The following is a 12,989-nucleotide window of genomic DNA, read 5'->3' as shown; positions in this document are numbered from 1 at the left end:
TTATTTTTTCAAAAGTAAAACGTAGGCAACCATGTCTTTGGCATCCTCTTCACTTAATCCCGGATGCGCAGGCATTGGAACTTCACCCCAAACGCCTACTCCACCCGCGATTACTTTTTGCGCAAGCATAGTAATGTTTTCTTCTGTGCTCTCATATTTAGCAGCAACTTCAGCGTAGGAAGGACCTACGATTTTTCTATCCACCATGTGGCAAGAAGTACAATCGGACCCTTTTACTTTTTCAATTCCCTTGATGTAGATAGGATTGTCTTTGTACTTGTCCTCCAAGCTGACTTCCTGAGCAGGCGCAGCGGCTGGAGCAGCTGTTTCAGCCGTTGTTTCTGTTGATTTTTCTCCGCCTCCACAAGCAAAAGTCAATCCTGCTACAGCAAGAAGCGCAAGGTTTAATGGTTTTGTAATTTTCATGTTTATTGAGTTTGGATAATTAAATGCCTAAAATTCTTCTGTTTAATGCTTCATCAGCGCCAGTGCCTGCAAAATCATCGAATGCCTTTTCTGTAACTCTGATAATATGATCTGAAATAAATGGTGCTCCTTCAGCTGCACCCTGCTCTGGATGCTTGATTGCACACTCCCATTCCAAAACGGCCCATCCGCTATAATTGTACTGCGAAAGTTTGCTAAATATTCCTGCAAAATCAACCTGACCATCTCCCAATGATCTAAATCTTCCTGCTCTTTCTACCCATCCTTGGAATCCACCATAAACTCCTTGTTTACCGGTAGGGTTAAATTCAGCATCCTTGACGTGGAACATCTTAATTCTATCGTGATAGAAATCGATGAATTGGAGATAATCCAGGCACTGCAAAACAAAATGGCTTGGGTCATACAAGATATTAGCCCGCTTGTGTCCTCCTACTTTTTCCAAGAACATCTCGAAGGTAATTCCATCATGAAGATCTTCGCCAGGGTGAAGTTCGTAACAAACGTCCACTCCTACTTCATCAAACGCATCCAAAATCGGCTTCCATCTTTTTGCCAATTCTGTAAATCCAGTTTCAACCAATCCTGCAGGTCTTTGCGGCCAAGGATAAACCGTATGCCACATCAATGCACCTGAAAAGGTCGCATGTGCATTCAATCCCAAATTGGCAGAAGCCTTTGCTGCATACTTCAATTGCTGGGTAGCCCATTCGGATTTTCCTTTCAAATCACCTTTAAGATTTGCCGGGGCAAATCCATCAAACAATTCATTGTATGCCGGATGAACAGCTACCAATTGTCCTTGGAGGTGAGTGGAAAGCTCAGAAATTTCCATTCCTGTTTCTGCGACGATTCCTTTGATTTCATCTGCATAGGTTTTGCTTTCTGCAGCCTTTTGAAGATCGATCATTCGTCCATCCCAAGAAGGAATCTGAACTGCCTTATATCCCAAATCAGCCATATATCGGCTGATGTTTTTCAGGTTATTGAAAGGAGCTTTGTCATCGGCAAACTGAGCCAAGAAAATCGCAGGTCCTTTGATAGTTTTCATTTTGGTTTCGGGTTTAAATAAGTTGAGATATTTTATTTTTCTACGATAAAAGGAGTCCATTTTTGTTCGGACTGGTTGCTTCTGAGGACGTGGTCAATAAAAGCCATGCCTCTGATTCCATCTTCGATGCCCGGATAGTCTTCCCATTCCCATTTTGGTTTTACACCTTCTCGATCCGCATAAATGCAACGAGCGAAGTTTCTGTACAAATTGGCAAAAGCCTCCACATAGCCTTCAGGATGTCCTGCTGGAGTTCGGGTATTTTCTTGTGCCAAAGAACCCAAATAACCTGTTCCTGCTCTGAAAATCTGGGCAGGTTCATTTGGGAATCTTACAGTCAAGGAATTGTTCAATTCCTGCTCCCACTCCAATCCTCCTTTTTCTCCATACACTCGGATCTTCAAATTGTTTTCACAACCTGTATCCGTCTGAGAAGCCATCAAAACTCCAGAAGCCCCATTTTCGAATCGAAGCAAAACAACACCGTCATCATCAATCGGTCTTCCCGGGATTTTGATATACAAGTCCGCACAGACATGAGAAACTTTTTCCCCAGTCACATATTCCACCATATTAAAAGCATGCGTTCCAATATCACCCATACAACCAGCTAAACCGTTTCTGGCAGGGTCTGTTCTCCATTCGGCTTGCTTGTTGTTTTCTGTTTCCAGTAATTTATACAACCAGCCTTGAGGATATTCCACATAGACTTTTCTCACTTTTCCGATTTTTCCATCCATGACCATCTGCTTGGCTTGCTTGATCATGGGATAGCCGGTGTAGGTGTGGGTTAATAAAAATCTTCGGTCGGAGTTGTTTACAATATGATATAGCTCCTTTGCCTCGGCATAATTTAGGGTAAGCGGCTTGTCCAAAGCCACATGGAATCCATATTTCAATGCTTTTACCGTTGGATCAAAATGAACATTGTTTGGAGTAACGATCGCTACCACATCCATTTTTACTCCTTCTGGAAGCTTGGATTCCTTTTCAAACATCTCGTCGTAGCTTCCATAAACCCTGGATGGGTCAAGCATAAGTTCTTCGCCTTTTTGTTTGGACTTGGCTGGGTTGGAGCTGAATGCCCCACAAACCAATTCAAACATTCCGTCCATTAGGGCTCCGTTGAGGTGTATTGCTCCAATAAAAGATCCCGGTCCTCCACCTACAAGACCGAGCTTAAGTTTTTTAGCAGTTGACATAGTCAAATGATTAGTTTATCAGGTTATTTTGAGAAGAAACTTGAATTTCCCTTGAAATTTCGAGGATTCTGCCAGCAAAAAAGGCGGTTTATGACCAATAGCTTCATTGGGTTATGAATGGCTTGGACAAAACTTTTTAAACCCTTTATTCGGAGTTTCAAAGGAGATGCTTAAAATACGGCAAAAAGGCCAAATTCTAAATTTAAGCGCCTAAATTCAGAAATTACCTTCACCAAAATCGCCCATGAACCCAACAACCAAATTTCGCCTTTCCCTCATGATGTTTTTAGAGTTCTTTGTCTGGGGATCTTGGTATGTGACTATGGGGACTTTTTTAGGGAATAATTTAGCGGCAAAGGATCAGGATATTTCTCTTGCATTTTCTACCCAATCCCTTGGTGCCATCATTGCCCCATTTGTCGTGGGATTGATTGCTGATCGATATTTTCAGGCTCAAAAAATCCTTGGAGTCATTCATATTTTGGGAGCTGGGCTGATGTATTTATTGTATAGCTCAAAGGAATTTTCTGGCTTTTTCCCATTCCTTTTAATTTACATGATCCTGTTTATGCCCACGCTGGCATTAGTCAATTCCATCTCTTTTAACCAAATGAAAAGTCCGGAAAAGGAATTCTCCGTGATCCGAGTTTGGGGAACTATCGGCTGGATTGCTGCAGGAATTTTGATTTCCTATTTAGCTTGGGATAGCCAGGAGGGATTGGCCAATGGCTTATTGAAAAACACCTGGATAATGGCATCCTTTGTTTCATTGGCATTGGGAATATACAGTTTCACTTTGCCCTCTACTCCACCAAGGGCCAAAAGATCAGGAGAATTCAAACTTTCAGAAGCTCTTGGGCTGGATGCTTTGGCACTCCTGAAGCATAAAAACTATGCGATATTTTTCCTGTCGTCTATCTTGATTTGTATTCCACTTGCATTTTACTATCAAAATGCCAGTCCTTTTCTGACAGAAATTGGAGTTGAAAACTCAACGGGAAAAATGACCATCGGGCAAATCTCGGAGGTATTGTTCATGCTGGCGCTCCCGGTTTTTTTCTCAAGATTTGGACTCAAGAAGACCCTTATTGTAGCCATGCTGGCTTGGGCGATCCGATATGTATTCTTCGCCTTTGGGGATGCCGATTCCGGAGTTTGGATGCTGATGGTGGGAATTGCCCTTCATGGAGTTTGCTATGACTTCTTTTTCGTCAGCGGGCAAATCTACACCGACTCCCATGCCGGGGAAAAATTCAAGTCTTCTGCTCAGGGTCTAATCACACTTGCAACATATGGAGTCGGGATGCTGATTGGTTTTTGGGCAGCAGGACAGATCTCTAATTATTTCTTAAATACAGAAGGATTTCACGATTGGAAATCAATTTGGCTGATTCCTGCTGGGATTTCCCTCTTGGTTTTGCTATTTTTCATTTCTTTTTTCAAAAGCGAAGAAATCAAACCTGAACACAAACCCTAACTAACCTATGAAATTCAATTCTGGGAGAAGAGACTCCTTCAAAAAACTTGCCTTGGGAGGAGCTGCTTTAGGTGGTCTTTCTTCCTTTCAATGGAAGGACGAAGCTCCTTTCCAACTCAAAGGAAATATCACTCATGGCGTATGTGCTTGGTCCATGAGACCTCTTTCCCTTGAGGAACTTTGTGCCAATATCAAAAAGGTCGGTGTAGGTGCAATTGACCTCATCGGACCAAACAACTGGGAAACCCTCAAAAAATACGACATTCACTGCTCCATGTGCAATGGCGCAGAATTGGGTATACCAGATGGATTTAACGATCCAAAATTCCATGATCAGCTGGAAAATAATTATAAGGAGGTCATCCCTCTGGTTCAGAAAGCCGGGTATACCAATATAATTGCTTTCTCGGGAAACAGAAGAGGCATGGATGATGAAACCGGACTAAAAAACTGCGAAATCGGAATCAAGAAAATCCTGAGCACTGCTGAAAAACACGGCGTAATCATTCAAATGGAATTATTGAATAGCCGTGTGGATCACAAAGATTATATGTGTGATAAATCTGCTTGGGGCATTGAGCTCTGCAAGAGAATCTCCAGTGACAACTTCAAGTTGCTGTTTGATATTTACCACATGCAGATTGACGAAGGAGATATTATTCGTTCCATTCAAACCAATCACCAATACTTTGGTCATTACCATACTGCGGGAAATCCCGGTAGAAGAGACTTGGACGACAAGCAGGAAATCTACTATCCTCCAATCATGCAGGCTATTGTGGATTCAGGCTTCAAGGGATATGTTTCTCATGAATTTATCCCAAAAGGGGAAGATAAAATAGCCGCACTGGGTCATGCAGTGCAAGTTTGTGACGTGTAACTAATTAAACCAAATACCATAACCTATGGCAAATGAAGCGTATGACGCAATCGTAGTTGGGTCAGGGATAAGCGGCGGATGGGCCGCAAAAGAGCTTACGGAGAAGGGGCTGAAAGTTTTGCTCCTGGAGAGAGGCCCGATGGTCGAGCATGTAAAAGATTACAAAACAGCTACTTTACCACCTTGGGAAGTTCCTCACAGAGGAAGAAGAACCCAAGAAATGTTGGATAACCACCCTAATCTTAAAAGAGATTATGTGCTTAATGAGCTAAACTTGGATTGGTGGGCTCATGAAAGCGATTCTCCTTATGTAGAAGAGAAACCTTTTACTTGGTTCAGAGGATATCAGGTAGGTGGTAGATCCCTGCTTTGGGGAAGACAATCCTATCGTTGGGCAAATGTAGACTTCGAAGCTAACGCCAAAGAAGGAATCGCAGTAGATTGGCCAATTCGATACAATGACATCGCTCCTTGGTATAGCTATGTTGAAAAATTCATTGGAGTATCCGGTTCCAAAGACGGATTGGATATTCTTCCTGATGGGGAATTTCAGCCTCCAATGCCGATGAACTGTGTTGAAGAAGCTGGCGCAGCGAAAATCAAGGAACATTATAAAGGAGCAAGAACTTGGACCATCGGTCGTCCAGCAAATATTACCCAGCCACTTCCTGGAAGACCTGGTTGTCAATACAGAAACAAGTGTTCTTTGGGTTGTCCATTTGGAGGATATTTCAGTACCCAGGCTTCTACATTACCGGCAGCCATGGCTACAGGAAACCTTACTCTCCGCCCTTGGTCAATTGTAAGAAAATTGATCTATGATAAGGATACTAAAAAAGCGACCGGAGTAGAGGTCTTGGATGCCGAAACCAATCAGACCTACGAGTTTGATGCAAAGATCATTTTCCTTTGTGCTTCAGCTTTCAATTCTACTGCGATCTTGATGCGTTCTGCCACTGATATTTGGCCTGGCGGATTAGGTTCCAGCTCCGGAGAATTGGGCCATAATGTGATGGATCACCACTTCAGACTTGGTGCAGCAGGAACTTATGATGGTTTCGAAGACAAATATTATTTCGGAAGAAGACCTACTGGTCTTTATATCCCAAGATTCCGAAACATCAACGGAGATAAGCGAGATTATCTAAGAGGATTTGGGTACCAAGGTGGCGCCAGCAGAAGTGGCTGGAGTCGTGATGTAGCTGAACTAGGATTTGGAGCAGGCATGAAGGACGAACTGACCAAACCAGGGCCATGGTCAATGGGTATCACTGCCTTTGGAGAGATTCTTCCTTACCATGACAACCATATCCGCCTGAGCGATACAGTCAAAGACAAATGGGGAATGGAAGCATTGGTGATGAATGCTGAAATCAAAGAAAACGAACTCAAAATGCGCCAGGACATGATGAATGATGCTGCAGAAATGCTTGAGGTGGCAGGATTCAAAGATGTAAGAACCTACGACAACGGCTACACCTTCGGACAGGGTATCCACGAAATGGGTACCGCCAGAATGGGCCGTGATCCTAAAACCTCTGTCCTCAATGGCAACAATCAGGTTTGGGATGCGAAGAATGTTTTCGTGACGGACGGAGCTTGTATGACTTCTGCTGCCGCGCAAAATCCATCCTTAACCTATATGGCGCTTACTGCAAGAGCTGCAAGCTTTGCGGTAGAAGAACTTAAAAGACAAAACCTCTAATCCATAAAGTTATGACAACAATGAACAGAAGAGATGCACTCAAAAGTGTCGCCTTGATGATGGGAGGTACGATGATCGGTGCAACAGCACTTTTAACCGGATGTGCTCCAGAGCATCAGATTAAAGATTTAAACTTCAGTCCTGAGGATCTGGCTTTCTTGGATGAAATCGGAGAAACCATTATCCCAACTACCGATACTCCGGGCGCGAAAGCAACCAAAATCGGTGAGTTCATGCAAATGATGGTAAAAGACTGCTACGATGCTGAACAGCAACAAGCATTTATTGACGGGCTGAATACCATCCGCAAAGAATTCAAAGCAGAAAAAGGAAGCGATTTCGTTCAGGCCAGTGCTGAAGACAGATTGGCTTACCTAAATGGACTTCATGAGCAATTCCGAGCTAGCGGAGATGCCAGACAGCCAATTATCATCAACATGTTGAGAGATTTGACTGTATTAGGCTATTTCACTTCGGAAATCGGAGCGACTCAGGCTTTGAATTATGTGGAAGTTCCTGGAAGATTCGATCCATGCATTGACTTCAAGGCGGGTGATAAAGCATACGCCATCTAATTAGACCTTTTTATTTAATTGGCCTGCCTTGATACGAGGCAGGCTTCTTTTTTCTTTTTCCACCTATGATTAACCAACGAAGAAAATTTATTCAATTAGGAACTGTACTTGGACTTGGCGCCTTGGGACTTCCGCTTCAATATTGCAGCTCTCCAAAAAAAGAGGATTCAACCGAAAACGCATCAGGACTTTTGAAACTAGAAAAATTTGGAATCCAGATCTATTCTGTAAAAGAGGATATGGATACTGACCCCATTGCCACTTTTAGAGCTCTGGGAGGATTTGGCTACAAACAATTAGAGGGATTCGATGGGGGAAAAGGAATTCTGTGGGGTATGCAGCCAACAGAATTCAAATCCCTAATGACAGAAATAGGTTCTGAAATGGTCTCTTCCCATTGCAATGTCTTTGAAAACCTGGAATCCCAGGCTGAAATGGCAGCTGAAGTAGGAATGAAATATTTGATTTGCCCATGGATAGGACCTCAAAAATCCCTTGAGGAATACAAAAAGAAAGCGGCTGAATTCAATATAATCGGCGAAAAATTGAAACCGTTTGGCTTAAAATTCGCCTACCACAACCACGATTACACCTTTGTGGATATGGAAGGGAAAATACCCCAAGACATTCTTATGGAGGAAACAGACCCGGCGCTTGTAGACTTCGAACTTGATATGTATTGGGCTTATGTTGCTGGAATTAATCCAGCAGAATACTTGGCAAAATATCCCGGAAGATTCCGCCTTTGCCATGTGAAAGATGCAGAAGCAGGAACAGGAGATCCACATCAGCGTGGAGTATTGCTAGGTCAGGGAGAAATCCCTTATGCCAAACTGATCAAAGAATCTTTGAATTTGGGAATGGAATATTTCATCGTGGAGCAGGAAAGATTTCCAACAGGAACTCCATTGGAAGCTGCGGAATCCAATGCCAAATACCTAGGAAGTCTGGAATATTAAATCATTCCTTTTGTACGTTCGCTGTTTCTAAAAATTAACAGGAACAATACAATCACCAAGATAATCAGCAGAGCCACCTCAAATTGAGCCCAGATTTGGGAACGATTAATAAGGGTTTTGGCTTTGCTGATTATTTTTTCTCCTTCCTGAAGCTGGATTTTGCTCAGATCATCCAAATCTTTTCTGGCCCGACTGATCTTCTGATCGTAGATTTTCACCTGTTCTCTATTGACTCCAGAAGAATCTGAATAAATCAATCCGTAATTTTTGATCGTAAGATCTTGGGTAATAATCTTTTTGAAATCGGATAAATAAGTCGCTTCCTCAGGAGTAAGTTGGGTTTGTTCAAATTCAACAACTATCCCGAGAATCTCATTTTCATTTTTTGAAATCTCCTCAATCACTTTGGAATAATCGTAATCCAAATCACAGTGATCAATCAGTTTTTGAATCTGAAAAAGCCGCTCCGAAATATCAAAAATATAGCTCTCAACCAACAAGCGATCATTGTAAACTTCAGTGAAGGTGCTGCTAATTTGCTTGAAGGATCTTCTTTCCAAAAGGTTTTTTCCATACAAAGACAAGAGCAAAATACTGATTACAATAAGTGCCTTGATTTTTCGCTTTTTGATATAGGTATCCTTCATAACTTAAGTTTTCAGCTTTTTGAAACCGGAATTTGGAAAGCTATTGATCCTCAAAGATCGGTTGTAATTAGTTTGTATTCAAAAAGATTAGAATCAGGGCTTTTTATCATAAACCCTAACATAATCTACTTCCATTCTTTGAGGCCAAATCGAAGGATCAACACCCTTCTGACCTCCCCATCCCCCTCCGACAGCAATATTCATGATCAAATGAAATTTCTGATCGAAGGGCCATTCTTTATAATCATTCCCGGTATTGGTAAAAGTAAAGTACTTTTCCCCGTCCATGTAGAAATCTATTTTATCCTCGGTCCAGTCTATGGCGTAGAGATGAAATTCATCATGGAAGGTAGGGACTTGGATTTGAGCTCCTTTTTGGGTTCCTTGGACGTGATTGAAGGCCTCGGTATGAACTGTCCCATGAACTGTTCCCGGGTCATATCCCACATGCTCCATGATGTCGATCTCTCCATTTTTTGGCCAGCCTCCATGCCTATTTTCCTCTGCCAACATCCAGATCGCAGGCCAGGTACCTACACCTTGAGGTAGTTTTGCCTTTACCTCAATGTATCCATATTGCCAAGCGGCCTTTCCTCTGGTCACTAGACGAGCAGAAGTATAGCCTTTTGGATGAGAGGGATCCGCGTGTGCCTCAATGATCAAAACTCCCTTTTCAATCCGGGCATTTCTCTCATCCTCCTTGGAATAATACTCAAGTTCATTGTTGCCCCAACCATGGTCTCCGACGTCGTAATCCCATTTGCTAGGATCAGGCAATCCGCTTTTTTTAAACTCATCAGACCAAATAAGTTTGGCTTTTTTACTTTGTTGGGAAAAGGCCACACCAGAAAGAAAAAGGTATAGGCAAAGGGTAAGGTTTAATCGCATAGGTTTTTGGCTTGGGAGAAAATTACAAAACTTTCTCGATTGGGCTCAAGTTGAATTCAGGAAAAGGGAAATTTCCCGCAAAGGCTTTAGGATAAATGTTAATTTAGCAGTCAATATAAACCCAAAAACATGGCTTATTATTTTAGACTTGGACAAATCCCACCGAAAAGGCATACTCAATTTCGCCAGCCGGATGGAAGCTTATACAAAGAGGAATTGGTGAGTTCCAAAGGATTTTCAGGAATCTATTCCAACCTCTATCACATTTATAATCCCAACGAAGTCAAATCCATAGGCGAGCCAAAACCCTACAAATGGGAGCCTGCCAAGGATTTTGGTCTCAACCAAACCCATCTGAAAACATCAGGAGTAGAAACGACCGGCGAGGATTACCTCAGCGCCAGAAGAATGCTCATGATGAACAATGACGTCATGATGGGAATCTGCTCTCCCAAGCAGAGAAAAATGGATTATTATTTCAAAAATGCAGACGGAGACGAACTGATCTACATCCACGATGGAGAAGGAGTGCTTTACTCCCAATTCGGTAAACTGGAAGTCAGAAAAGGGGATTATGTGGTCATCCCAAGAACCACCATCTACAGATTTGAATTCGAAGAATCCGGTCCTTTGAGACTATTGGTGATTGAATCCCATGGTCCTATCGAGACTGTAAAGCGATATAGAAATGAGGTCGGCCAACTTCTGGAACATTCCCCTTATTGTGAGCGAGACATTCGCCCTCCGCATGAACTACACATCGAAAGAGAAAAGGGTGACTACCTTGTCCAAATCAAAAAGCAGGGAATGCTTCACCAATACCATTATGGACACAGTCCATTGGATATTGTAGGATGGGATGGATACTTATATCCCTATGCGCTTTCCATTCATGATTTCGAACCCATTACCGGTAGAATCCATCAGCCGCCTCCAGTGCACCAGACTTTCCAAGCTTGGGGATTTGTGATTTGCTCTTTTGTCCCAAGACTGTTTGATTACCATCCATTGGCTATTCCTGCTCCTTATAACCACAGCAATATCGACTCTGATGAAGTGCTCTACTATGCTGAAGGGGAATTTATGAGCAGAAAAGGAATTGACCGGGGATCTTTCACCATTCACATGGGAGGTCTTCCACATGGCCCACATCCTGGAACGGTGGAAAAGTCCATCGGTGCCAAAGAAACCAAGGAATATGCAGTAATGCTGGACACATTCCGACCACTTTTGCTTACAACAGATGCCTTGGAATTTGTAGACAAAAAATATCCAATGAGCTGGACCGAATAGAAAGGCTTTCTTTGATGAAAATAAAAAACCTCGGTTGAAGCCGAGGTTTTTTATTTAGTCTGTAATCTCCGTTATGGGTTGTCCAGTGGTGCCACTTGGAAATTTCACTCCCAGCATCACTGCAATGGTAGGAGCAATGTCGGTGATGGAAGTATAAGCAGCGCTTTTGCCATGCTTGATACCCCAACCGTAAAAAGCAACCGGAACATGCGTATCATAGCTAAAGCCCGAGCCATGGGTGGTTCCTCTCAATCCTCCTGCAAGCCATCCCGACTCCAAAATCAAAAGTACATCACCTGAAGCTTTATGATTGAAACCCATTTGTAAACTGGAGGCTCGGCCTTGAGTAAATTCCGTGGTTTTCATATCAACAGCTGCATAAGCTTCTTTTACACCTTTTATTCTCAGGGAGAAATCAGCAATATCTCGTTGGAGCATGTCAAAATCCACTCCTTTATCTCTCGCCAAATCCTTGTTCAAAAAGATCTGCTCATTGGAATAATTTAAAATCCAATTTCCCTCTCCGTACTTAGCTTGAGTGTATCCTCTAAGCTGTCCGATGGCTACCGTAGTATTGAAATTGCCGGCAGGAGCTTTTTGACTGATCAGGTAATTAGGAACCTCGGCTACCGCATGGTCAGCAGAGATAAATACCAGGTATTGCCCTTTTCCGATCTTATTATCCAAGTATTCAAAAAAATTGGCCAAGTCTCTATCCAAGCGGAGGTAATTGTCTTCTATTTCCACAGAGGAAGGCCCAAATCTATGTCCTATATAATCCGGACTGGAAAAACTCACTGCCAGCATATCCGTCACTCCTCTTTGCCCTAATTTCTCTCCCTCAATGGCTGCCATAGCAAAATCCACCGTCAGGCTATTTCCAAAAGGAGTGGAAGCAACTAATCCATAGCCACCATTATTTGCCCGAAGAGAATCCAAAATATAAGGGAAAGTGGGTCTGTCTTTTCCTACAAAAGGCCCTTCAAAATCATTGTCATCGGCGATGCTATTCACATAGGTATCAATTGGAAAAAGTGTTTCCCAAGTCAATCCCAAGTAATAATCCGGACGCTTCTTTGCATTAAAACCAGCTACCCATTCAGGCAAAGTTTCATGATAAAAGGTTGAAGTCATCCAATCTCCATTGGCGTCATCGTACCAATAGGCATCGCCTGTGTGTCCTGCCGGAAGAGATGCTCCTCTGTCCTTGATAGCAATCCCTACAGTCTTGGACCGCATGGCGGTGGCAAATCTCATCTCATCAGAAATGGTGGTAGAAAGCATGTTTCTCGGGCTGATTTTCCCGTTTTCTGGAGTTCCTCCCACATTGGTTACCGTGCTGTCTTCCGCACAATAAACTGATCTTCCCAATTGCTTATGGTACCAGCTGTTTGCAATGATTCCGTGTGTAGCTGGAGTAGTGCCTGTGTACACAGAGGCATGTCCCGGGCCGGTGTAAGTTGGAATATAGTTGTAGTGACCATTGGTCATCATAAATCCCTGATCTATGAATCTCTTGAATCCTCCTTCTACAAATCGATCACTGAATCGGTACAGGTATTCCTGACGCATTTGGTCGACAATAATACCCACAACCAGTTTAGGCTTTTCTGCCTTTTGCTGGGATAAAGCCGATAGAGAAATTGTAAGGAGGGCAAAAACTACCGCAAAAACCTTTCGCATAGCTGTTCTTTATTTTTACTCAAAGATAAAGATATCCTGATTACAAGAGCCATACCATTTGTTAACTGAAAACCAAGATTACATTGGGTAGAAGGATTTAGCCCTCGGGATAAAATTGAAAATCATAGGCTGAGGGATTCCTTTGCAGATATCAGCAAATCTTTTTTAGCTTAGGGCAATGG

General features: G+C 42.7%; 12 protein-coding genes. 6 read left to right on the top strand and 6 right to left on the bottom strand.

Annotated elements, in window-relative coordinates; genetic code table 11:
- The 3 genes from DFQ04_RS11710 to DFQ04_RS11700 are packed head-to-tail and all read right to left on the bottom strand — an operon-like array spanning position 1 to position 2,700.
- Positions 1-426, bottom strand: a complete 426-nt coding sequence (locus DFQ04_RS11710; RefSeq protein ID WP_133556058.1) for a c-type cytochrome — start codon at positions 424-426, stop codon at positions 1-3.
- 19 nt (positions 427-445) lie between these two features.
- Positions 446-1,498: a sugar phosphate isomerase/epimerase family protein gene (locus DFQ04_RS11705; RefSeq protein WP_133556056.1), complete on the bottom strand. Its 1,053-nt coding sequence runs from the start codon at positions 1,496-1,498 to the stop codon at positions 446-448.
- A 32-nt stretch (positions 1,499-1,530) separates the two neighbouring features.
- Entirely contained in the window at positions 1,531-2,700 is a 1,170-nt protein-coding gene (locus tag DFQ04_RS11700) for a Gfo/Idh/MocA family protein (protein WP_133556054.1), read from the bottom strand.
- Positions 2,701-2,944: 244 nt separating this feature from the next.
- On the opposite strand from DFQ04_RS11700, the gene DFQ04_RS11695 reads away from it, so the two are divergent.
- The 5 genes from DFQ04_RS11695 to DFQ04_RS11675 all read left to right on the top strand — a co-directional run bounded on the left by DFQ04_RS11695 (position 2,945) and on the right by DFQ04_RS11675 (position 8,296).
- The gene (locus tag DFQ04_RS11695) at positions 2,945-4,177 is read left to right on the top strand and encodes a nucleoside permease (protein ID WP_133556052.1); all 1,233 of its coding nucleotides are present in this window, start codon (positions 2,945-2,947) and stop codon (positions 4,175-4,177) included.
- A gap of 7 nt (positions 4,178-4,184) precedes the next feature.
- On the top strand, positions 4,185-5,057 hold the full coding sequence (locus tag DFQ04_RS11690; protein ID WP_133556050.1) for a hydroxypyruvate isomerase family protein: 873 nt from the start codon (positions 4,185-4,187) through the stop codon (positions 5,055-5,057).
- A 25-nt stretch (positions 5,058-5,082) separates the two neighbouring features.
- Positions 5,083-6,762 (top strand): GMC oxidoreductase, encoded by a 1,680-nt coding sequence (locus tag DFQ04_RS11685; RefSeq protein WP_133556048.1) that lies wholly within the window; start codon positions 5,083-5,085, stop codon positions 6,760-6,762.
- 20 nt (positions 6,763-6,782) lie between these two features.
- Positions 6,783-7,337 carry a gluconate 2-dehydrogenase subunit 3 family protein gene (locus tag DFQ04_RS11680; protein WP_133556811.1) on the top strand — a complete coding sequence of 185 codons (555 nt, stop codon included), beginning with the start codon at positions 6,783-6,785 and terminating at the stop codon, positions 7,335-7,337.
- Positions 7,338-7,402: 65 nt separating this feature from the next.
- Positions 7,403-8,296 carry a sugar phosphate isomerase/epimerase family protein gene (locus DFQ04_RS11675; protein ID WP_133556045.1) on the top strand — a complete coding sequence of 298 codons (894 nt, stop codon included), beginning with the start codon at positions 7,403-7,405 and terminating at the stop codon, positions 8,294-8,296.
- Here DFQ04_RS11675 and DFQ04_RS11670 read toward each other — a convergent pair.
- A complete protein-coding gene (locus tag DFQ04_RS11670) occupies positions 8,293-8,943 on the bottom strand; it encodes an MCP four helix bundle domain-containing protein (RefSeq protein ID WP_243739674.1) in 651 nt (216 codons plus the stop codon). The genes DFQ04_RS11675 and DFQ04_RS11670 overlap by 4 nt on opposite strands.
- A 93-nt stretch (positions 8,944-9,036) precedes the next feature.
- A complete protein-coding gene (locus tag DFQ04_RS11665) occupies positions 9,037-9,831 on the bottom strand; it encodes a glycoside hydrolase family 16 protein (protein ID WP_133556043.1) in 795 nt (264 codons plus the stop codon).
- Between the two features lie 129 nt (positions 9,832-9,960).
- On the opposite strand from DFQ04_RS11665, the gene DFQ04_RS11660 reads away from it, so the two are divergent.
- Positions 9,961-11,124, top strand: a complete 1,164-nt coding sequence (locus tag DFQ04_RS11660) for a homogentisate 1,2-dioxygenase (RefSeq protein WP_133556041.1) — start codon at positions 9,961-9,963, stop codon at positions 11,122-11,124.
- Between the two features lie 54 nt (positions 11,125-11,178).
- On the opposite strand, the gene pafA is transcribed toward DFQ04_RS11660, so the two are convergent.
- On the bottom strand, positions 11,179-12,807 hold the full coding sequence (gene pafA / locus DFQ04_RS11655) for an alkaline phosphatase PafA (protein ID WP_133556039.1): 1,629 nt from the start codon (positions 12,805-12,807) through the stop codon (positions 11,179-11,181).
- Between the last annotated feature and the right edge of the window lie 182 nt (positions 12,808-12,989).

The organism is Algoriphagus boseongensis (genome assembly GCF_004362805.1).
GTDB lineage: Bacteria > Bacteroidota > Bacteroidia > Cytophagales > Cyclobacteriaceae > Algoriphagus > Algoriphagus boseongensis.
This window is presented reverse-complemented; position numbering and strand designations above follow the sequence as displayed.

Coding starts and splice junctions, on each gene's coding strand:
- DFQ04_RS11710 (WP_133556058.1), bottom strand. CDS start 426: ATGAAAATTACAAAACCATTAAACCTTGCGCTTCTTGCTGTAGCAGGA.
- DFQ04_RS11705 (WP_133556056.1), bottom strand. CDS start 1,498: ATGAAAACTATCAAAGGACCTGCGATTTTCTTGGCTCAGTTTGCCGAT.
- DFQ04_RS11700 (WP_133556054.1), bottom strand. CDS start 2,700: ATGTCAACTGCTAAAAAACTTAAGCTCGGTCTTGTAGGTGGAGGACCG.
- DFQ04_RS11695 (WP_133556052.1), top strand. CDS start 2,945: ATGAACCCAACAACCAAATTTCGCCTTTCCCTCATGATGTTTTTAGAG.
- DFQ04_RS11690 (WP_133556050.1), top strand. CDS start 4,185: ATGAAATTCAATTCTGGGAGAAGAGACTCCTTCAAAAAACTTGCCTTG.
- DFQ04_RS11685 (WP_133556048.1), top strand. CDS start 5,083: ATGGCAAATGAAGCGTATGACGCAATCGTAGTTGGGTCAGGGATAAGC.
- DFQ04_RS11680 (WP_133556811.1), top strand. CDS start 6,783: ATGAACAGAAGAGATGCACTCAAAAGTGTCGCCTTGATGATGGGAGGT.
- DFQ04_RS11675 (WP_133556045.1), top strand. CDS start 7,403: ATGATTAACCAACGAAGAAAATTTATTCAATTAGGAACTGTACTTGGA.
- DFQ04_RS11670 (WP_243739674.1), bottom strand. CDS start 8,943: ATGAAGGATACCTATATCAAAAAGCGAAAAATCAAGGCACTTATTGTA.
- DFQ04_RS11665 (WP_133556043.1), bottom strand. CDS start 9,831: ATGCGATTAAACCTTACCCTTTGCCTATACCTTTTTCTTTCTGGTGTG.
- DFQ04_RS11660 (WP_133556041.1), top strand. CDS start 9,961: ATGGCTTATTATTTTAGACTTGGACAAATCCCACCGAAAAGGCATACT.
- pafA (WP_133556039.1), bottom strand. CDS start 12,807: ATGCGAAAGGTTTTTGCGGTAGTTTTTGCCCTCCTTACAATTTCTCTA.